The organism is Candidatus Margulisiibacteriota bacterium (assembly GCA_041650855.1).
GTDB lineage: Bacteria > Margulisbacteria > WOR-1 > O2-12-FULL-45-9 > XYB2-FULL-48-7 > JALOPZ01.
In genome coordinates, this window is record JBAZKJ010000002.1 from 688085 (window position 1) to 708195 (window position 20111).

Annotated in this window: 17 protein-coding genes; 8 read left to right on the plus strand and 9 right to left on the minus strand. The window is 57.2% G+C overall.

Annotated elements, in window-relative coordinates; translation table 11 throughout:
• Positions 1 to 2: 2 nt before the first annotated feature.
• Both raiA and WC529_08185 read right to left on the minus strand, forming a co-directional pair.
• A complete protein-coding gene (gene raiA / locus WC529_08180) occupies positions 3 to 377 on the minus strand; it encodes a ribosome-associated translation inhibitor RaiA (protein ID MFA5114256.1) in 375 nt (124 codons plus the stop codon).
• A gap of 9 nt (positions 378 to 386) precedes the next feature.
• Positions 387 to 1007, minus strand: coding sequence for a ComF family protein (locus WC529_08185; protein MFA5114257.1), 621 nt, complete (start codon positions 1005 to 1007; stop codon positions 387 to 389).
• Positions 1008 to 1044: 37 nt separating this feature from the next.
• Here WC529_08185 and WC529_08190 point away from each other — a divergent pair, with 37 nt between their 5' ends.
• The 5 genes from WC529_08190 to WC529_08210 all read left to right on the plus strand — a co-directional run bounded on the left by WC529_08190 (position 1045) and on the right by WC529_08210 (position 5644).
• Entirely contained in the window at positions 1045 to 1665 is a 621-nt protein-coding gene (locus WC529_08190; protein ID MFA5114258.1) for an RNA-binding domain-containing protein, read from the plus strand.
• Positions 1666 to 1710: 45 nt separating this feature from the next.
• On the plus strand, positions 1711 to 2445 hold the full coding sequence (gene tpiA / locus WC529_08195) for a triose-phosphate isomerase (protein ID MFA5114259.1): 735 nt from the start codon (positions 1711 to 1713) through the stop codon (positions 2443 to 2445).
• Between the two features lie 17 nt (positions 2446 to 2462).
• Positions 2463 to 3443: a class II fructose-bisphosphate aldolase gene (locus WC529_08200; GenBank protein ID MFA5114260.1), complete on the plus strand. Its 981-nt coding sequence runs from the start codon at positions 2463 to 2465 to the stop codon at positions 3441 to 3443.
• A gap of 4 nt (positions 3444 to 3447) precedes the next feature.
• Complete coding sequence (locus WC529_08205) at positions 3448 to 4656, plus strand: ATP-dependent 6-phosphofructokinase (protein MFA5114261.1); 1209 nt, start codon at positions 3448 to 3450, stop codon at positions 4654 to 4656.
• A 154-nt stretch (positions 4657 to 4810) separates the two neighbouring features.
• Positions 4811 to 5644 (plus strand): hypothetical protein, encoded by an 834-nt coding sequence (locus WC529_08210; GenBank protein MFA5114262.1) that lies wholly within the window; start codon positions 4811 to 4813, stop codon positions 5642 to 5644.
• A gap of 6 nt (positions 5645 to 5650) precedes the next feature.
• Here WC529_08210 and pfkA read toward each other — a convergent pair whose 3' ends face one another.
• The gene (gene pfkA / locus WC529_08215) at positions 5651 to 6613 is read right to left on the minus strand and encodes a 6-phosphofructokinase (GenBank protein MFA5114263.1); all 963 of its coding nucleotides are present in this window, start codon (positions 6611 to 6613) and stop codon (positions 5651 to 5653) included.
• Between the two features lie 31 nt (positions 6614 to 6644).
• On the opposite strand from pfkA, the gene WC529_08220 reads away from it, so the two are divergent.
• On the plus strand, positions 6645 to 8186 hold the full coding sequence (locus WC529_08220; protein ID MFA5114264.1) for a 2-isopropylmalate synthase: 1542 nt from the start codon (positions 6645 to 6647) through the stop codon (positions 8184 to 8186).
• Position 8187: 1 nt separating this feature from the next.
• On the opposite strand, the gene WC529_08225 is transcribed toward WC529_08220, so the two are convergent.
• Positions 8188 to 8421: an Lrp/AsnC ligand binding domain-containing protein gene (locus WC529_08225; GenBank protein MFA5114265.1), complete on the minus strand. Its 234-nt coding sequence runs from the start codon at positions 8419 to 8421 to the stop codon at positions 8188 to 8190.
• A 55-nt stretch (positions 8422 to 8476) separates the two neighbouring features.
• On the opposite strand from WC529_08225, the gene WC529_08230 reads away from it, so the two are divergent.
• Complete coding sequence (locus WC529_08230) at positions 8477 to 9109, plus strand: DUF502 domain-containing protein (protein ID MFA5114266.1); 633 nt, start codon at positions 8477 to 8479, stop codon at positions 9107 to 9109.
• Between the two features lie 41 nt (positions 9110 to 9150).
• Entirely contained in the window at positions 9151 to 9972 is an 822-nt protein-coding gene (locus tag WC529_08235; GenBank protein MFA5114267.1) for a hypothetical protein, read from the plus strand.
• A 13-nt stretch (positions 9973 to 9985) separates the two neighbouring features.
• Here WC529_08235 and WC529_08240 read toward each other — a convergent pair whose 3' ends face one another.
• The 5 genes from WC529_08240 to WC529_08260 are packed head-to-tail and all read right to left on the minus strand — an operon-like array spanning position 9986 to position 20031.
• Positions 9986 to 11404, minus strand: coding sequence for an AAA family ATPase (locus WC529_08240; GenBank protein ID MFA5114268.1), 1419 nt, complete (start codon positions 11402 to 11404; stop codon positions 9986 to 9988).
• Positions 11404 to 12063, minus strand: coding sequence for a hypothetical protein (locus WC529_08245; protein MFA5114269.1), 660 nt, complete (start codon positions 12061 to 12063; stop codon positions 11404 to 11406). Before WC529_08245 ends, WC529_08240 begins: the two co-directional genes overlap by 1 nt.
• A gap of 44 nt (positions 12064 to 12107) precedes the next feature.
• Positions 12108 to 13136 carry a hypothetical protein gene (locus WC529_08250; protein MFA5114270.1) on the minus strand — a complete coding sequence of 343 codons (1029 nt, stop codon included), beginning with the start codon at positions 13134 to 13136 and terminating at the stop codon, positions 12108 to 12110.
• On the minus strand, positions 13133 to 14266 hold the full coding sequence (locus WC529_08255) for a hypothetical protein (GenBank protein ID MFA5114271.1): 1134 nt from the start codon (positions 14264 to 14266) through the stop codon (positions 13133 to 13135). Before WC529_08255 ends, WC529_08250 begins: the two co-directional genes overlap by 4 nt.
• A complete protein-coding gene (locus tag WC529_08260; protein ID MFA5114272.1) occupies positions 14263 to 20031 on the minus strand; it encodes a tail fiber domain-containing protein in 5769 nt (1922 codons plus the stop codon). The genes WC529_08255 and WC529_08260 overlap by 4 nt, the downstream gene beginning before the upstream one ends.
• Positions 20032 to 20111 lie beyond the last annotated feature (80 nt).

The window sequence follows — 20111 nt, forward strand, 5'->3', positions numbered from 1 at the left end:
GGTCAATACTCTTGGGTTAGTCCGGGGGTCTTCAGGCGGGACATCATCTTCAGCTTTTTCGATTCGCGCCGTTTTTCGTGGCCCAGTTTTTCCTTGTGTTTTTCGACCTGGCGCTTGGCTTCGTCGAGCGCGAGGTCGAAAGCGGCGTAGGCGTCCTGCCCCGCTTCTTTGGACTGGATCATCTTCTTGCCCGCCATCCAGGCCCGGATCTCGGCCACCTGCCGCTTGTTGTCATCGGCGTTGGACTTGGCGTCCAGCACGACCTCGACCTTCTGGATATTGCTGAAGAACTCTTCCAGCTTGGTGATCTTCCCCTGGACGTAATCGCGCAGCGCGGGGGTCAGTTCGATCTTGTGGCCGGTGATTTGTATTTGCATACTGCTATTCTACTCGACCGCCCGGGAGAGTGTCAATATCTCGATCCGTTTGGCGCCGGCCGTTTTCAGCGCCCGGACGCATTCCCCGACCGTGGAGCCGGTCGTGTAGATGTCATCGAGCAGCATCACTTTGCGGTTATGGACCGACCGGGGAACGCTCACCCGGAACGCCTCCCTGATGTTGGCGAAGCGGGCGTCGCGGGGAAGATCGAACTGGGCGTGGGTGTTCTTTTGCCGTTCCAGCGCGTTAATGACCGGTTTGTCGTAATAACGGCCGACGACCTTGGCCAGCAGTTCGGCCTGGTTGAAGCCCCGCTCCCGGCGCCGTTTATGATGCAGCGGCACGGGGATGATCGCCTCGACCTCCGCCATTTTCAGGCCGGGCGCCTGGCTGACGTACTGGACCAGCAGCACGCCGAGCGGCTCCGCCAGGTTTTTCCGCTTGTTGAACTTGAACCGGTGGATCGCCTCTTTCAGCGCGCCGTCGTAGACCGCGGCCGAATAAACGCCGAGCTGGGGATTCAGGAACTTGATCTGTCCGAAACAAGCGGGGCACAGCGCGTCCCGGCCGGGCCGGCGGCAAACCTCGCATTTAGGCGGGAAGATCAGGTCGAGCAGCGGCTTTATCATTGCCATAAATTATAGCATATGTTATGATAACGCCAACATGACCTGGGACGACATCCTCGAATTGATGGGTCAAGGCGAAGGCCAGTCGGTCGAGTTCGAAAAGAGCATCCCTGCCGCAGACGATATCGCCCGCGAACTGGTCGCTTTCTCCAATGCCGACGGCGGCAAGATCATCTACGGCATCGACGACAAGAACCAGCACCTGGTCGGCGTCGAGATCGACAACCGCTTTGAGGACTGGATCAAAGAGACCGGCAAGAACCACTGCTCCCCCGCGATCTCTCCCGCCATTGACGTGATCAATCGGTCCGATAAAAAGATCGTGGTCATCACCGTCCCCGAAGGTCTCGATAAGCCGTACAAATCGGACGAGATCTGTTATGTCCGCGACGGCAGCCTTTCCCGGCCGGCCAAGGAGAACGAGGAACAGGAGATGACCAACCCGTGGTCCGGCAAGGGGCTGAACAAGCGGCAGATCCGCGCCCTGCAGCTGATGAACGAGCACGGGGCGATCAGCAATCGCGAGTATCGCGAGGCGTTCAACGTCTCGCACAAGACGGCGCACCTGGAACTGACGATGCTGGAGGATAAAAGGTTGGCTAAGTCCGAGGGAGCCGGCCGTTCCACCCGCTACATCATGGTCCCGCAAGCCGCTTGAGTGTGATATAATCTCCCCTGTTTGCAAACAGAAAGGAAAGTGTCAATGAGAAAACCGATCATGGCCGGAAACTGGAAGATGTACAAGACCCCGACCGAAGCCGCCGATTTCGTTATCGCCCTCGCCCCCCTGGTTAAAGACGTCCACGAGACGACCATGCTCCTGTGCGCCCCTTTCACCGCCCTGCAAAAACTGAGCGAAGCCGCCGTCGGCACCAACATCGCCGTCGGCGCGGAAAACCTGTACTGGGAGGACGAAGGGGCGTTCACCGGCGAGATCTCCGGCCCGATGCTCAAGGCGGTCGGCTGCACCTACGTGATCATCGGCCACTCCGAGCGGCGCCAGTATTTCGGCGAGACCGACGAAACGGTCAACAAGAAGCTGTTCGCGGCGATCAAGCACCGCCTGCTGCCGATCGTTTGTGTTGGCGAGACATTGGCCCAGCGGGAAAAGGGCGAAACCTTCAAAGTGATCGAGGAGCAGGTCAAAGGCGCCTTCCAGGGAGTGACCGACAACCACTGGAAATCAGTTGTCGTCGCTTACGAACCGGTCTGGGCGATCGGGACCGGCAAGACGGCAACCCCGGCGCAAGCCCAGGAAGTCCACGCTTTCATTAGAAAGTTATTGCCCAAGGATGTTGCCAATGACATTCGGATCCTGTACGGCGGCTCGGTCAAACCGGAAAATGTTAAGGAATTAATGGCCCAGCCCGACATCGACGGCGGCTTGGTCGGCGGGGCGAGCCTCAAAGTCGACAGCTACGTTAAGCTGGTAAAATAAAGAAAGGGGTAAATAAAATGGCAAAGAAACTGTACGAAGAGCTTGGACTGGTCAACACGCGGGAAATGTTCCAGAAGGCGATGGCGGGGAAGTACGCGATCCCGGCGTATAACTTTAACAATATGGAGCAGCTGCAGGCGATCATCGGCGGCTGCGCGGAGAGCAATTCTCCGGTCATCGTCCAGGTCTCTTCCGGCGCCCGCAAGTACGCGAACCAGACCCTGCTCCGTTACATGGCGCAAGGCGCGGTCGCGCTGTGCCGCCAGGACCTCAAGTCCAATATCCCGATCGCTCTCCACCTTGATCACGGCGACACTTTCGAGCTCTGCAAATCGTGCATCGAATACGGTTTTTCTTCGGTCATGATCGACGGCTCCGCCCACACTTACGAGGACAACATCAAGCTGACCAAGCAGGTGGTGGAATACGCCCACCAGTATGACGTCACCGTTGAAGGCGAGCTCGGCGTCCTGGCCGGGATCGAGGACGAGGTCAAGGCGGAAAAGCACACCTATACCGACCCGAACCAAGTCGAGGATTTCGTCAAACGGACCGGCGTCGATTCCCTGGCCATCTCGATCGGCACGTCGCACGGCGCCTACAAATTCAAGCTCAAGCCGGGCGAATCGGTCCCCCCGCTCCGCTTCGACATCCTGGCGGAGGTCGAGAAACGGCTGCCCGGCTTCCCGATCGTCCTGCACGGCGCCTCGTCGGTCGTCCAGGAGTACGTCGCCATGATCAACAAGTTCGGCGGCAAGATGGACAACGCCGTCGGCGTTCCCGAAGAGCAGCTGCGCCAGGCAGCCAAATCCGCCGTCTGCAAGATCAATATCGACAGCGACGGCCGCCTGGTCATGACCGCGATCATCCGCAAGGTCTTCGCGGAGCAGCCGTCGGAGTTCGACCCGCGCAAATATCTCGGCCCGGCCCGCGAGGAACTGAAGAAGCTGATCATCGCCAAGAACACGAACGTTCTGGGATCGGCGGGAAAGGCGTAAAAAGATGAAGGTCAAGTTTCAGGGCAAAGAAATAAATATTAAACGGATCGGGATCCTGACCGGCGGCGGCGACTGCGCCGGCCATAACGCGGTGATCGTCGGCTTGATGCGGCGGATCAACCAGGCCAACCTCACCCTCCCCAAAGACGAGCAAATGGAACTGGTCGGCCTCCTCGAGGGTTGGAAATCTTTGACCCGCGATCCGGGGACAGAATTCGATAAGATCGTTAAACCATTAAACCTGACGGATATTGAAGAATCATTTGCGGTCGCCGGCACGATCCTCAAGTCTTCCCGTACCAACCTCTTCTCTAAAGCGAACATGGAAGCCAAGATGCCGGAAAAAGCGATGGAAGCCTTAAAAAAACTGAAGATCGACTGTCTTTGTGTCCTGGGCGGCGACGACACCCTGGGCGCGGCTGGAAAACTAGGCCAACAGTTCGTCTTCCCGATGTTCGGCGCCCCCAAGACGATGGACAACGACGTCTACGGGACCGAAATGACCTACGGCTTTGAGTCCGCCGTCGAAGAATCAGTCCACTTTATCGAGAATATCCGGACCACCGCCGAATCCCACAACCGCTGTTTTGTCGTTGAACTCCTGGGTCGGCACGCCGGCTGGGTCGCCATGTGGGCCGGGATCGCCGGCGGCGCCGAAGTCACCCTCCTCCCCGAAGAGGTCCTCGACATGGAGGTCGTGATCAAGCAGGTGGAAAAATCGATCCGTGTCAAACAGCATTGCATTGTCGTCGTCTCCGAGGGAGTACGGCTGTTCGATACCCGCTACCCGGAAGCGATCAACAAGAAACACGAGAAGATGCTGGCGACCGTCATTGCGGACCCGAAGTACGCGCTGGTCAAAGCGCGGCATGAGATGCCGAAGAAGAAAGACTCGTTCGGCAACGAGCAGCTCGGCGGGATCGGCGAATATATCTTCGCCATCCTGGAAAAACACACCAAGGGGTTTGAATACCGCTACCAGAACTGCGGCCACGCCATCCGCGGCGGCGTTGCCCACGTCATGGACCGGATCCTCGGCCTGCGCTACGGCGACGCGATCTTTAATTTCCTGAAAGAAGGCGTTTTTGGGGTCTATCCGGGGCTGGAGAACGACACGATCATGTCGCGCAATCTGTTAGACGTTAAAGGCGGCCGCTTCGTGCCGCAGGACCACCAGCTCTACGGAATGCGCAACGCCGCGGATTATTATTGAACCTGCAATTTAGCCGCGTTTTTGCCGATATATATTCGGTATGTGCCCGATCAAGGCCGTCAGGCCTGATATTATTACCTGTAGGCATATCGACCTTGCTCCCCCTACAAGGCCGGCCCAGACTTTACGGAACCTGATAATCTCTGGACAGGGATTGAAAGCGGTAACGGAACATGGCTGGGAGCAATTCCGGCCCACTCTCCTCTCTATCAGTTATAGTGAACTATTACGCGCCCAACTACCCAGGATCGCTTCGTTCCAATTGCCGCTCCCGGCAAACCGGCCGCTTGGCCAGGTAGCAGCCGCTTCCGCCGAAAAGGCAGCCGACCGCCTGGGGACAGACCTTATTGCCCGCTACCCCTTTAATGGGAAAGACCCTTTTTATAGTTTTGCCGAACCGAACAAGTACTGGATCTGCGGTAAAGAAAAAGGACAAGAATTCCCCTTAACCCGGATCTATCTTGGCCAAAAAGCGCAGTTCGTAAGCGAAGTCTTTACCAGGCTTTTCACGGAGTTAAAAAAACGTGGCTGCCTCAGCCGCCTCGACCTGGCCCTGAACCGTGATGAAAGCTTTGATCCGGATGGCCCTGTTTTACTTAACAACGCGATCATCATCTACGTCATGAAGAGCGATCTGGCTGTCATGCGAAATATTTGCTTGGCTATCGCCGCTGCCGAGGTCGACCTTGGCTTGAGCGCTGCTGAGCGCGCGCACTTGACCGAGGACAATATCCGCGACTTTATGGTCCCGCTTGCCGATACCGTGGCTTTTGTCGAAATGCCGGGGAATAACAGTTATCACGCCGACGCCCGCAATTATCTCTTCAAACATTTATTCGGCCGGCCTCCTTACATGGGAAAACTGAGCCTGACGGAGATCCAGCGCGAATTTGACCGCTGGTCGCCAGCCGATCCCGGCTTGATGCGGGGAAAATTCTTCGAAAAATTGGAATGCCGCCGCAAATACCTGCCGGCGCTGGTGTTTTAAGCGGAGTTACGTCGCCAGCATGTTGGCCAGCTTGTAGGCGGCCATGTCGATCTTCTTCTTGCGGCGGGCAATTTCGTCAACTGGTGTTTCGATGACCTTATCGGAAATAATGCCGACCATTAAGGCCGATTTGCCTTCGATCAACAGTTGAACGGCCCTCGCGCCCAGCTTGCAGGCGACTTCGCGGGAGAGCGCCGACGGCGCCCCGCCCCGCTGCATGTGGCCCAGGATGCTGACCCGGACGTCGAGCGTGGTCCGTTTGCGCAAGTGGACCGCCACCTCTTCCGCCTTGATCGCCCCTTCGGCCACCACGATGATAAAGCTCGATTTCCCCCGCTGCTGGCCGTAGCGGATCTTCTGGCCGATCGCGTCAATATTATAAGGGATCTCCGGGATAATGATCGCCTCTGCCCCGGCCGTCAGGCCGACATCAAGGGCGATAAAACCGTTGTTCCGCCCCATCACCTCAATGACAAAGACCCGTTCGTGGGAGGTAGCGGTATCGCGGATCTTGTCGATCGCCTCGAGCGCGGTGTTGACCGCCGTATCAAAGCCGATGCTGTAGTCGGTGCCGTAAATGTCGTTATCGATCGAAGCCGGAATATTGATCACCCGGGTCCCAAACTCCTTGTGAAGCTGGTAGGCGGCGCTGAGCGAACCGTCGCCGCCGATCACCACCAAGCCCTCAATGTTGTAGGCGCAGAGATTGTTAAACGCTTTTTTCCTGGCCGCTTTTTGCCGGAACTCCGGGCAGCGGTGGGTATGCAGGATCGTGCCGCCGTGGTTGATGATCCCGCTGACCGAGGAAAGCTCCATGTTGATGATCTTGTTATCGATCAAACCCTGCCAGCCCCGCTCGATCCCGTAGACCTTTAAGCCGTTGAAGATGGCTGTCCGGACCACCGCGCGAATGGCGGTGTTCATCCCCGGCGCGTCGCCGCCCGGCGTAATGACCCCGATCGTCTTGATTTTCTTGCTCATAGTTAGTATAGTATATGCTATGACGAGAAAAATCAAGATATTTGATACCACTTTGCGCGACGGCGAGCAGTGCCCGGGCGCTTCGCTGAACCCGGAAGAAAAACTGGAGATCGCCCGCCAACTGGCCAAGCTGGGCGTCGACACTATTGAGGCCGGCTTTGCCATTGCCTCGCCGGGCGATTTTGCCTCGGTCAAGCAGATCGCCGAGCAGATCAAGGGGCCGAGCATCTGCTCGCTCGCCCGCGCCAAAAAGGGCGATATCGACCGGGCCTGGGAAGCGGTCAAACATTCGGCCAAACCGATGATCCACGTTTTCCTGGCGACTTCGCCGATCCATATGGAAAAAAAACTGCGGATGACGCCGGAGCAGGTCTATGAAACGGCGGTCAAGATGGTCAAACACGCCCGGTCGCTATGCCCCAATGTCGAATTTTCCTGCGAGGACGCCGGCCGCTCGGACCACGCGTTCCTCTACAAGATCATCGGCGCGGTGATCGACGCCGGCGCCCAAACGATCAACGTGCCGGATACCGTCGGCTACACCACCCCGTGGGAGTTCGGCCAGCTGATCGAGAACATCATCAAGCACGTCCCCCAGGTCAAGGCCAAGAACGTGACGATCTCCGTCCACTGCCATAACGACCTCGGCCTGGCAACGGCCAACTCGCTGGCCGCGGTCAAAGCCGGGGCGAACCAGGTCGAATGCACGATCAACGGGATCGGCGAGCGGGCCGGCAACGCTTCGCTCGAAGAGGTCGTGATGACGCTCGTCACCCGGCACGATTTCTTCGGGACCAAGACCGACATCAATACCAAAGAGATCTACAAGGCCAGCCGGATGGTCAGCAACCTGACCGGCCTCGTCGTCCAGCCGAACAAAGCGGTCGTCGGCGCCAACGCTTTCGCCCATGAGGCCGGGATCCACCAGGCCGGCGTCCTGATCGACCCTAATACTTACGAGATCATGAAACCGGAAGACATCGGGTTGACTGAAAGCCGCCTGGTGCTGGGCAAACACTCCGGCCGGCACGCCTTTGCCGATAAGCTGAAGGATATGGGCTACGCCTTGAACGAAGAAAATCTGGAAAAGGCGTTCAATAAGTTCAAGGAGTTGGCCGACAAGAAAAAAGAGATCGGCGACCGCGACCTGGAGACGATCGTTTCCGACGAAGTCTACATCGTGCCGGAAACTTACACGATCGAGGGGGTCGAGATCGCCTCCGGGACCCACACCAAGCCGTCCGCCAAGGTCAAGCTTCTATATCAAGGCAAACTGAAAGAGGTGACGGTCGAAGGGGTCGGCCCGGTCGACGCGATCTACTCGGCCATGCAGAAGATCACCGGCGTTTCGCCGGAACTGGTCGACTTTACCATCCAGGCGATCACCGGGGGAACGGACGCTCAAGGGGAAGTTACGGTCAGGATCAAGGAGAACGGCCGGATCTACGTCGGCCACGGGGCGTCGATGGACATCATCCTGGCCAGCGCCAAGGCGTTCCTCGCCGCGATCAACCGCCTGCTCTACGCCAGAGCCAACGACATTTCTAAAGGGTTGGAGTAATTTATTCTTCGACCGTGATACAGGTCAAAGTCCGGGCCACGCAGCCGGTCGCCTGGATCTTCTTGACGATAAAATCCCCCAGCGACTTGAGATCGGCCGTTTCCACGAACGCGATGACGTCGTAAGGGCCGGTGACCAGATGGACCGTCTTGACCCCCGCCAAGCCCTTGATCGCGTTGATCAGCTCGATCGCCTTCCCCGGCAGCGCTTCCACCAAAATATAAGCTTTTGTCATTTCCGGCACCTCCCGTATCTGGCCAAAGTATAGCATAAATGTTATAATTGGAACAATGAACGACTTCTGGCAGAAATTGAGCACCTATTTCGTTCGCGGGCTGATCACCCTGTTGCCGCTCCTGGTCACGATCTGGCTCCTCTGGTTCATGTTCTCGTTCCTGGACGGCATCCTCGGCAACATCATCGCCATGGTCCTGGGGCACCCGCTCCCCGGCGTCGGCTTCGTCATCACCATCGCCCTGATCTTCATTGCCGGCTATTTCGGCACCCAGCTCTTCGGCGTCCGGCTCTTTAAGCTCGGCGAAGAGCTGCTTTCCCGCGTGCCGATCGTTAAAAGCATCTATTCGGCCACCAAGCAGATCAATGACGTCCTCTTCCAGGAGAAGTCGGCCGAAGAGTACCGGCGCGCCTGCATCGTCGAATACCCGCGCAAGGGGGTCTGGTCGCTCGGCTTCGTCACTTCGGACGCGGCGGCGGAGATCGAAACCAAAGCCAAGGAAAAGATGATCAACATCTTTATCGCTAACACCCCGACGCCGGCCACCGGCTTTTTGATCATGGTCCCGGCCCGCGAGGTCATTTTGCTCGACATGAAGATCGAAGACGCTGTCAAATACGTCATTTCGGCCGGCGTCTTGAAGCCAGCCTACGTTTCGCAGGAAGTCCCGATCAAGAAAGAAAGCTGATCCCTGAAATCCCCGCGCTTTGTTACCGACAATAACCTGTCATGGGTATTACAAGCATTTATCACCGTTTTATTGACCGGCTGAGCAGCGGGAAAACAGCCGCCCACCCGGTTCGCAATCCCGATTCGGCCCAGGCTTTAAGGACTTTGCTGGCAGCCAGAGGAAAGCGCTCGGCAACTTTGACCGGCCTTTATAATGCCCGGAACGGACAACTGCTCTTCGGCTGTCCCACCCACAAAGAGCTGGCGGAAGCAAATAACCTTCTGACCCCGCAGAATAAACTGAAGTCGGACTGGCACGGTTTCCGCTGTTACTATGAGCTCGGTAAGCCGGGGCTGGAGATCTCACCGGAAAGCGGCGTTTTTGGCAAGATACCTGATAAACATCTGGCTAAGTTCAAAAAGACGATGGACGTTATCTTTGGCGAAGAATTTCCCCGGCCGATCGCTTATCGCTACCATGAATCGGAACCGCCGGTCAGACCATCCGTCAGCCTCCCCAGGCATCCGGCGGTTGAGCCGGTCCGGCCAGTGATCAATGATAAACCGGCCGCACTGGCGCAATTGGCCGGCCTGATAGCCAGGGCCGAAACAGAGCACCGCTTCTTTGCTCAAGCCGCCGACACCCTGATCGATTATTGTCTGGCGTCGGGCAAAGAGCTGGGTCAAGCCCTTACCGCACTCAAGACCGAGCCGAGCCTCAAGTTTAAAACGATGCTGGATTCTCTACCGGTCATGATGGTCTCCCTGCGCAGCCGTCTGTTCCTGCGATCCGAACAATTACGCCCGGAACAAAAGCTGGCCTTGGAACAAGCGCTCCTGAACGAGGCCAACATCCGCTCGATCTTTGGCATAACCGATTAATTTGTCTTTTCCCTCAAAGGGCGATCTCTTTTACCAGCTGATCGCTAATTTTATCTTCGTTCTGGCTGATCGCCAGTGCTACCGCCGCATCCGCTAGTTTCAGGGCGGTTCTGGGAATGCCCTTTGAGAGCTCATAGATCTTGGTCAAGGCCGAAGCGGTAAAGGGATACGTTCCGTTGCCCCCCGCTCCTTCGATCCGCGCTTTCAACAGCTCGCTCAGCTCGGCGAATTCCAGGGGTTCCAGCGCGACAGTCAAGGACAATCGGTCATACAGCGGCTTGATCTCGTTTTGCAGCTTGGCCGCGGTCTCGGGCAGTCCGGCCATTACCAGATTAACGCCATCCAGGTCGCCCAGGGTCCGCAGCGGCCGTTCGATCTCGATCGTGAACTCATGGGTCTCATCGAGCAGCAGGATCAAGCCCTTGCCGATCTTGTGGCGTAATTTATCCAGGTTGTAGAGATCGTATTCGGTGACATCCTTATCGGTAAACCCCAGGCTGTTGATGATATGCCGGATCAACTGGTCAAAGTTCTGGGGCGGGCGCGAGATATAGACCGGCGCGAGGTCCCTGGGCAGGTACACTGCCAACCAGCGCAGCAGGGTGGTTTTACCGACGCCCAGCGGCCCGAGGACCAGGATCTGGCCGCTGCGCGCGCTGATCTTGGCCAGGACCTCTTGGACCGCTTTTTTGTGCCCGGTAAAAAATTCCGGATGCGTGTCCAGTGAAAAGGGATTGCTTTTCCAGCCCGCCCGATCATACCAGCGCTTTTGCTCCTCGGAGATCGACCGCCACAGCTTGAGCCCGACCCGCATGCCGCAATTAGGGCAGAATTCCTCTTTGAGCGGCAATTTGGCCTGGCAGTTGAAGCAGATCAGCTGATCGGCTGGTTTCTTGGCCCGTCGCGCGATCAGCTTTCTCAGCAGCGACATGATAAAGACCAGCAGCGCCGCGGACGAAAGATAAGCGACGCCGTAAGCCACGGTCAACCAGAAGAGCGCCTGTTGGCGGGCGCGCTCTTCCGCTTTGACCAGGTCTTGAATGCTGTTCAGGGAGGCAAGAGCTTCTTTGTTGCCGGGCGCCAGGCTGAGCACTTTGCGGAAGCTGGCGACCGCCTCCGTATAGTTCCCGGCCTTATACTGCTTGCCGCCGGCCGCCAGGGATTTTTTCACCTGCCGGGCTTTCTCCGATTCCAGGAGGAGAGCGATGATCTTTTTCTCCCGCAGCACGCTTTCTTTCAATTCCCAGGCCGCTTTATAGGTCGGATCGAGGTCCAGCGCCGCCCGCGCCTGCTTCAGCGCCCCGTCCAGGTCCCCCCTGATATAGGCGCTTGAGGCCTGATAAAAGTACTGCCGGGCGGAAAGCCCCTCCCCCGCCGTTTGCAGGCCGATAAGCAAAAATAACCCCAGACCGATGATCATCAGTTGTTTCATTATTTGATCTTAATTCCTTTCGCGGCTTTATTGCGCATAGTTCTGATCTCGTTATTGCCCGGATCGATCTTTAACAGGGCATCGAGCCGGTTCTGTAATTTTCCATAATCTTGCCTGAACAACTGCTCCCGGGCCTCGACCATCAGGCGCATGCGGGACGGAGGAGCGACCGGTCTTCTAACCCGGGCTTTTTTGGCCGGCTTCGGCTTGCTCTTGGCCAATTGCGGTTTCCGGGCCTTTGGTTTCCGTTCAACCGGCTGTTCAACCTTGCGCTCGGCGACTTCGGGCTGATAGGTACGGACTTCTTTGGTCGTCGCTAGTTTCATGATCATGGGCAGGGACGGCTCGCCGATATAAAAAAGGTCCGATTCCCCCTCAAAGACCCGTCCTTCCACGTCAACCGCCCGCAGCTTAGCGGTATATCCCCCTTTTTTAAAACCGGCCGGCACTTCCCAGTAATTATGCCAGACCCGGGACCGCAGGCTGAAACCAAGGTTCAACTGCTCTCCATCCGGCATCGTGGCGGTGACGCTGACCACGTCCGGCGGAACATCCACCACCAGATGGACCACGTCTCCCGGAAAATACTTCAAAACGCTGAATGTTACGGTCGAAATCCCGCCATTGTCCGGGGCTTCCGCCCCGGCACTCAGCGGCAATGAGCAACAGAGCAACAATCCGAGCCCAAAAGCCAACCCCCTCATCAGCGCCGCCTCGGGGATTCACCGGCCGGAGCCGCCTCACCCTTCAGTTCCATCCAGGGATCGGCTTGATAAGACAGGGAAAAATAATTATTTGCCAATGCCGGGTCATTGTAATAGGAATGATAAGCGTAGTCAAGGCGGAACCGGGCAAAATCAAAAGAGAGCCCAAAGGTCGGGTTCCAGCTGGTCCGCTCGGGAGCGGCGGCGTCCAGGGACTGGTCAAGCCCGCCCCTGAGCGACAGCAATTGGCCGGTCTTCCACTCCGTGCCGAAATGCATCGTTACCGGCCGCCCGCTGAACGCCGGGAAATCGATGTCATAGGCAAAAAGCACGTTGCCGCCCAGGGGGAGCGGCTTGACCGCGATGCCGAACTTCGTCAATGAGGCGATCGCCTCTTCCGCGCCGGTGCTCCAATGCAGGACCCCGCCCATCGTCACCGGCAGGACATTTTGCCGGCTGAGGCCGAAGCTCAAATAAGGGGTCACGATGTACTTGATCCCCAGATCGATGCTTTGCCCGGAAGCGAAACGGTTGATCCCGCCTGTCCAGCCGCGGTTAAAGATCTTGTAATTGGCGCCCACATAAATGTTGCGGCCGTAGCCGAAAAACCGGGCCAGCGCGGTGCTGTAATTGAAAATGATCAGCGTGTCGTAATAATCGGTATAGACCGTCGACGAATCGACGTCGGTCGGGATCTGGTTGACGCCGGTCGAGATCAAACCCAGTCCCAGCGTGCCGAAAGTCGCCGGGATCGCCCCGCAAAATTCCGCGTAGTAAATCTCGCCCATCAGCATATTGGTCATCATCATCATGGCCGTCGGGCCCTTAAGCCCGCCGATCCCCGCCGGATTAATGAAGGCGGCGTCCGCGTCGTCGGCTACGGCGGTAAAAGCCCGGCCCATCCCTATCGGTCTCGCCCCGCCGCCGACCACCAGGGGATCGTCCGTCTGCCCCACCACTTCCGCGCCGGCCGGGACCGGATTGCCCAGCGATAAGATGACCGCTAACGCGATTAGATATTTTCTCATCTGGTGATCGCCACTTTGGTCTTGCTCAAGATCTTTTGCGCCCCTTTGACCCGGGCGGTAACGTACAGGAAATAAACGCCTTCGCTCGCGTAGGACTTAGTGGCCGTAGTCCCGTTCCAGCTGACCACGTTCTGTCCCACCATGCCGCCCATGGTCCCCCGGCTCGCTTGGTAGCGCCAGACCCTTTCCCCGCGGACATTGAAGACGTCGACGAAGACGTCGTAATCCTGGCTCAAGGTATAGGAGATCAGGGTCGGCTGCTTGGCCGGATTGAACGGGTTCGGCTTGTTCTTGACCGCTTCCAGAACTTCCAATTCCGGCGCTTCGATCTTGAAGCCCTGGAAAAGCGTCGCGTATTGGCCGTCTTCGTTGGTCACTTTCAGGTCCCACACGCCGACCGTTTTCTTCCGCAGGTCGAACGAACAAGTTATCTTGCCCGTCGAAACGACCACGACCTTCTCGGCCATTATATCGCTCTCGCTCGCCTTTGACAATTTGAGACTGACGCCCTCCCGGAAGTTTTCGCCGGCGATCGTCAAGGTCGCGACCTCGTTGTTGACCCCCTTATCAGGGACAACGGAGCTGACCGTCGGGGCCGGATAGATGATCTTGAACGCCGCCGGCAATGTCCCGGAGCGGCCGTCCGGATTGGTCACGGTCACGCTCCACGATCCGGGTTTAGCTCCGGTCAGGTCAAAGTCACAACTGATCGCTCCAGTGTTGACCATTACCACTTTAGTAGCGACGATCTCCTTCCCGTCCTCCGCCGTGATCTTGGCCGCCGCCCCGGCCAAGAAATTGGCGCCGGTGATAATGACCGAAAGCGGTCCGCTGTTCAAAGCGGCCGCCGGCTTGATCCCGGTAACGATCGGGCCAAAGATGATCCGCCCGAAATAAACGCTCCGCAGAAATCCCTCGCCGACCGTCAAGCTTGGGCTGCCCGGCACTGGCAACGCCCGTTCCCTGGTCTTGCCCAGTAATTGGTAAGAGGCCGAACTGCCGCGCGAGCCGCCGCTGTCCATGACCTCGGCAGCGATCTTATAACTGGCTGAAGCGCCGACGGCCAGAGCCGGGTCGACGCCAAACACAGCCAGACCAATAATGATTAAAACAATTAACCTTTTGATCATTTACCTATTTTAGCTTCGAGCGCCGCCATCCTCGCCTCCAGCTCCTGGGTCTTCGTTTTTAATCCCTCGATCTCTTTGACCTTTTCCTGGTAGCTCTTGAGCAAAAGGACCGACAATTTATCGTACTGGATCCCTTCGGGCTTCCCAGCGTCGTCCAGATAGACCATCTTAGGGAAGAGCTGATAAACCTCTTCGGCGATCAAACCAAAATCTTCCTGGCCGGGGTTTACTGACTTTTCGTTCCACTTAAAGGTTACCGGCCGCAACTGCGCGAGCTTATTCTCATCGAATGTCAATTGCTGGACATCGGTTTTATATTTTAAGCTTGAACTGAGATAACCAATAACTCCCGTGCTGGCGACATACACATCCCGTCCGGTAACCGCCGTGTTATAGACGGAGATCGCGTCAACCGTGGTGCCGACGTACAGCCCGTCCGGCGTATAAAAGCCGTAAGCGCCGTAACCCACCCGGCCATATGAGGACGAAGTACTGTCGATAAAGTATCCCCCCGCCGTATCGCCGGTACCGTAAACGCCATAGGTGGTCCCTGTGCCGTGGACCCCGTAAGTGCCGCCTTGCCCCTGGACGCCGTATGACGTCCCTCCGCCCAGCACGCCGACCCCGTTGCCGCCCAAATAACCGGCGTTAGTGTCGTTAAAATACCCGCAAGCTCCATAGGCGGCGCCGCCCAAAAAGCCCTGCACTCCAGTTTCCGCCGTACCAAATATCGCCCAAGTCCCCGCTGCGCCGGTCGATTGGCCCTTGATCCCGAACGTATTACCTTTGGCCCAGAGCCCATAAGTTCCGCCGGAGCTTTGCACGGCAGCCGGCGCGAGCCGCGCGAAAGCTGCTCCTTGATATCCATCCAAAAGATCGGCATTGAGGTTGGAGACCAGATAGGTGCTGGCCACAACGAACGGGGCGTTTTGGCCGGTAACGGTAGACTCGATCGCGCTACCCGTTAAAGTGCCCGAAGAAGACACCCCGCCGTCCTTGTCGACAAAGAATTTTTCCGTCCCCTTATTCTTAACGCTGAAAAGCTTGCCGGTAGAGATCGTGTTTGAGGTATCCAGAACATACATGGGGACGCCCTGTCCGTCGTTCTGTCCGCTCAGCAAGGTCAAGGCATAACCCGTATCGGACTGGATCGAGTACCCCGCTGGCCTAAATGTCAGAGCACCGGTCAGGATGGCAATCTTGTCGTAGGAGACAACCCCGGCCCCAAGCTTAGCCGCGGTGCTCACCGAGCCATCAGCGATCGCCAGGGCATTGCTGGCAGTTGTCGCGCTGGTCGCTGTCGCTGCGTTCCCCGAGATACTGATCCCGTAAGAGCCGGTCAACCTACCGGACGGCAGCGTTCCCGAGCTCATATTTGCCGCGTTCGTGTAATAAGATGCCGCCTGACTATTTAATTGTGTGGCGTTAGTCGCGGTTGTCGCGTTCGTGGCGTTAGTCGCATTGGTAGCGCTGGTGGCGCTGGTCGCCGTTGCCGCGTTCCCCGAAATGTCGATCCCGTAAGAGCCGGTCAACCGCCCAGATGGCAGTGTTCCCGATCCCAGGTTCGACGCATTCGTGTAATACGATGCCGCCTGCCCGTTCAGCTGTGTCGCGTTAGTTGCTGTCGCCGCGGTTGTCGCGGTTCCCGACAGGTTCGCGTAACCCGCAGAGTTAGCGCTAGTGGCGGTGGTAGCTGTAACCGCGGAGGTCGCCGCTCCTCCCTTGGAACTCGATCCAGCGTAGTTGAAAGAAACATCGTTGGCTGTTGTAGCAGTAGTCGCGTTCGTAGCATTGGTAGCATTCGTAGCGTTCGTGGCGTTCGTAGCATTAGTAGCATTGGCGGCGGTGCCGGAAATATCGATCCCATATGAGCCGGTCAACCGGCCGGACGGCAGTGTTCCCGATCCCAGGTTCGAAGCATTCGTGTAATAAGACGCCGCCTGCCCGTTCAGCTGTGTCGCGTTAGTTGCTGTCGCCGCGGTTGTCGCGGTTCCCGACAGGTTCGCGTAACTCGCAGAGTTAGCGCTAGTGGCGGTGGTAGCTGTAACCGCGGAGGTCGCCGCGCCTCCCTTGGAACTCGATCCAGCGTAGTTGAAAGAGACATCGTTGGCTGTCGTCGCAGTAGTCGCCGTGACCGCAGATGTCGCCGCGCCTCCCTTGGAGCTGGAACCGGCATAATTGAAAGACACATCGTTAGCTGTAAGCGCGGAAGTTGCTGCCCCACCCTTGGAGCTGGAACCGGCATAGTTAAAACTGACATCATTTGCCGTAGCGGCAGTCGTTGCCGTTCCAGAAACACTGGCATATCCGGCGTTTGTAGCGTTAACCGCATTTATGGCGTTCGTGGCATTGGTAGCATTGGTAGCATTCGTAGCGTTCGTGGCGTTCGTAGCATTAGTAGCATTGGCGGCGGTGCCGGAAATATCGATCCCATATGAACCGGTCAACCGGCCGGACGGCAGCGTCCCTGAGCCCAGGTTCGACGCATTCGTGTAATAAGACGCCGCCTGGCCATTTAATTGCGTTGCATTGGTCGCTGTCGCCGCGGTTGTCGCGGTACCAGACAAGTTCGCGTAACCAGCAGAGTTAGCGCTAGTGGCGGTGGTAGCTGTAACCGCGGAAGTCGCCGCTCCTCCCTTGGAACTCGATCCAGCGTAGTTGAAAGAAACATCGTTAGCTGTTGTCGCAGTAGTCGCCGTGACCGCAGATGTCGCCGCGCCTCCCTTGGAGCTGGAACCGGCATAGTTAAAGCTAACATCACTAGCTGTAAGCGCGGAAGTTGCTGCACCACCCTTGGAGCTGGATCCAGCGTAGTTAAAACTGACATCATTTGCCGTAGCGGCAGTCGTTGCCGTTCCAGAAACACTGGCATATCCGGCGTTTGTAGCGTTAACCGCATTAGTTGCGTTCGTAGCATTTGTGGCGTTCGTAGCGTTAGTAGCATTGGCGGCGGTGCCGGAAATATCGATCCCGTATGAACCGGTCAACCGGCCGGACGGCAGTGTTCCCGATCCCAGGTTCGAAGCGTTCGTGTAATACGATGCCGCCTGGCTATTCAATTGCGTTGCGTTGGTCGCTGTCGCCGCGGTTGTCGCGGTACCAGACAAGTTCGCGTAACCAGCAGAGTTAGCAGTCGTAGCTGTGGTAGCCGAGTTAGCCGTCAGAGCGGAAGTCGCCGTATCGGCGGTAAGAGCAGAAGTCGCTGTCCCTCCTTTAGAGCTTGAACCAGCATAGTTGAAAGACACATCGTTAGCAGTATTAGCTGTAAGAGCAGTGGTAGCCGCTCCGCCTTTAGAACTGGAACCAGCGTAGTTGAAACTTACGTCATTAGCCGTCGCTGCTGTTGTTGCGGTACCCGACAAGCTGGCATAACCAGCTGAGTTAGCGCTCGTAGCCGTATTAGCTGTAAGAGCTGCGGTCGCTGTTCCACCCTTGGAGCTGGATCCAGCATAGTTGAACGTAACATCATCAGCCGAATTAGCTGTTAGAGCGGAGGTTGCTGCGCCCCCTTTCGAGCTAGAACCGGCATAATTAAAACTAACGTCGTTAGCCGTCGCTGCAGTTGTTGCCGTACCCGACAAGTTCGCGTAACCAGCAGAGCTCGCTGTCGTCGCCGTGGTAGCTGAGTTGGCTGTTAGCGCTGAATTCGCCGTATCAGCTGTCAATGCGGAAGTCGCCGCTCCTCCTTTGGAGCTGGAACCAGCATAGTTGAAGCTTACGTCATTAGCAGTCGCTGCAGTTGTTGCAGTACCCGACAAGTTCGCGTAACCAGCAGAGCTCGCTGTCGTCGCCGTGGTAGCAGAGTTCGCAGTCAACGCCGAGGTCGCTGTATCAGCCGTTAACGCTGTAGTAGCCGCCCCGCCTTTCGAGCTTGATCCAGCATAGTTAAAGCTAACATCGTTAGCCGTTGCTGCAGTTGTAGCCGTACCTGACACGCCAGCATAGTTGGCCGAACCAGCCGTTGTCGCGCTATTAGCCGTTAACGCTGAAGTTGCCGTTCCACCCTTTGAGCTCGATCCGGCATAATTAAACGTGACATCATCGGCCGAATTGGCAGTCAGAGCGGACGTTGCCGCCCCACCTTTGGAACTGGAACCGGCATAATTGAAACTAACGTCGTTAGCTGTTGCTGCTGTAGTAGCGACTCCTGACACAGTCGCATAACCAGCTGAATTAGCGCTTGTGGCTGTATCCGCTGTTACAGCAGAATTTGCAGTGCCACCTTTGGAGCTTGAGCCTGCATAGTTAAAACTTACATCATTAGCTACGTTGGCAGTCAGCGCAGAAGTTGCCGCTCCGCCCTTTGAGCTTGATCCAGCATAGTTGAAGCTGACATCGTTCGCTGTCGCTGCCGTCGTAGCAGTACCCGAAACGCTCGCATAGCCAGCCGAATTAGCGGAGGTGGCTGTTGTAGCAGAGTTGGCGGTCAATGCCGAGGTTGCGGCTCCACCCTTTGAATCCGAGGCCGCATAATTGAATGACACGTCGTTTGCCATGCTCGCTGTGGCCGCTGTCGTCGCGTTACCCGACAAGCTGGCATAACCAGCAGAGTTCGCAGTCAACGCCGAGGTCGCTGTCCCACCTTTCGAATCTGAAGCGGCATAGTTAAACGACACATCGTTAGCAGTATTCGCCGTAAGTGCAGTGGTTGCCGCTCCACCCTTGGAGCTCGATCCGGCGTAGTTAAAGCTAACGTCGTTAGCCGTCGCCGCGGTCGTTGCAGTTCCCGACACGCTCGCATAGCCGGCAGAGTTAGCTGCCGTCGCCGTTCCCCCCTTGGAATCAGATCCGGCATAGTTAAAAGACACATCGTTAGCGGTGTTAGCAGTAAGTGCAGTGGTCGCCGCTCCACCCTTGGAACTAGATCCTGCGTAATTGAAAGAAACATCATTTGCTGTCGCTGCGGTTGTCGCGGTTCCCGAAACACTGGCGTAACCAGCAGAATTAGCTGTGGTGGCGGTATTTGCAGTAAGAGCTGCTGTCGCTGTCCCACCCTTAGAGCTTGATCCGGCGTAGTTGAACGTGACGTCATCAGCCGAATTAGCTGTTAAGGCGCTTGTCGCTGCTCCGCCCTTGGAGCTCGATCCGGCGTAGTTGAAGCTGACATCGTTCGCCGTTGCCGCTGTCGTAGCCGTACCTGACACGCTAGCATAGCCAGCGGAGTTAGCAGTCGTTGCTGTGGTGGCCGAGTTAGCCGTTAGAGCGGAAGTCGCCGTATCGGCGGTCAGCGCAGAAGTCGCCGCCCCACCTTTCGAGCTTGATCCGGCATAGTTAAAGCTAACATCGTTAGCGGTATTCGCCGTCAAAGCAGTGGTCGCCGCTCCACCCTTGGAACTAGATCCTGCGTAATTGAAAGAAACATCATTTGCTGTCGCTGCTGTCGTCGCAGTACCCGAAACGCTCGCATAACCAGCCGAATTAGCTGAGGTGGCTGTTGTAGCAGAGTTGGCTGTTAACGCTGAGGTCGCTGCCCCACCCTTCGAATCCGAAGCGGCATAGTTGAACGACACGTCGTTCGCCATGTTCGCCGTAGCTGCAGTCGTCGCATTGCCAGACAAGCTCGCATAGCCAGCAGAGTTAGCAGTCGTAGCTGTGGTAGCCGAGTTAGCCGTTAGAGCGGAAGTAGCTGTATCAGCTGTCAGCGCAGAAGTCGCCGCCCCACCTTTCGAGCTTGATCCGGCGTAGTTGAAAGAAACATCGTTCGCCGTTGCCGCAGTTGTAGCCGTACCCGACACGCTCGCATAGCCAGCGGAGTTAGCCGTCATCGCCGTAGTAGCAGAGTTTGCGGTTAAAGCCGAAGTCGCCGTTCCACCCTTGGAATCGGATCCGGCATAGTTGAACGATA

Bases quoted from the DNA above. Each gene is read 5' to 3' on its own strand.
- raiA (MFA5114256.1), bottom strand. From the start codon at position 377: ATGCAAATACAAATCACCGGCCACAAGATCGAACTGACCCCCGCGCTG.
- WC529_08185 (MFA5114257.1), bottom strand. From the start codon at position 1,007: ATGATAAAGCCGCTGCTCGACCTGATCTTCCCGCCTAAATGCGAGGTT.
- WC529_08190 (MFA5114258.1), top strand. From the start codon at position 1,045: ATGACCTGGGACGACATCCTCGAATTGATGGGTCAAGGCGAAGGCCAG.
- tpiA (MFA5114259.1), top strand. From the start codon at position 1,711: ATGAGAAAACCGATCATGGCCGGAAACTGGAAGATGTACAAGACCCCG.
- WC529_08200 (MFA5114260.1), top strand. From the start codon at position 2,463: ATGGCAAAGAAACTGTACGAAGAGCTTGGACTGGTCAACACGCGGGAA.
- WC529_08205 (MFA5114261.1), top strand. From the start codon at position 3,448: ATGAAGGTCAAGTTTCAGGGCAAAGAAATAAATATTAAACGGATCGGG.
- WC529_08220 (MFA5114264.1), top strand. From the start codon at position 6,645: ATGACGAGAAAAATCAAGATATTTGATACCACTTTGCGCGACGGCGAG.
- WC529_08225 (MFA5114265.1), bottom strand. From the start codon at position 8,421: ATGACAAAAGCTTATATTTTGGTGGAAGCGCTGCCGGGGAAGGCGATC.
- WC529_08230 (MFA5114266.1), top strand. From the start codon at position 8,477: ATGAACGACTTCTGGCAGAAATTGAGCACCTATTTCGTTCGCGGGCTG.
- WC529_08235 (MFA5114267.1), top strand. From the start codon at position 9,151: ATGGGTATTACAAGCATTTATCACCGTTTTATTGACCGGCTGAGCAGC.
- WC529_08240 (MFA5114268.1), bottom strand. From the start codon at position 11,404: ATGAAACAACTGATGATCATCGGTCTGGGGTTATTTTTGCTTATCGGC.
- WC529_08250 (MFA5114270.1), bottom strand. From the start codon at position 13,136: ATGAGAAAATATCTAATCGCGTTAGCGGTCATCTTATCGCTGGGCAAT.
- WC529_08255 (MFA5114271.1), bottom strand. From the start codon at position 14,266: ATGATCAAAAGGTTAATTGTTTTAATCATTATTGGTCTGGCTGTGTTT.
- WC529_08260 (MFA5114272.1), bottom strand. From the start codon at position 20,031: ATGACGGCTAACTCCGCTGGCTATGCGAGCGTGTCGGGTACGGCTACA.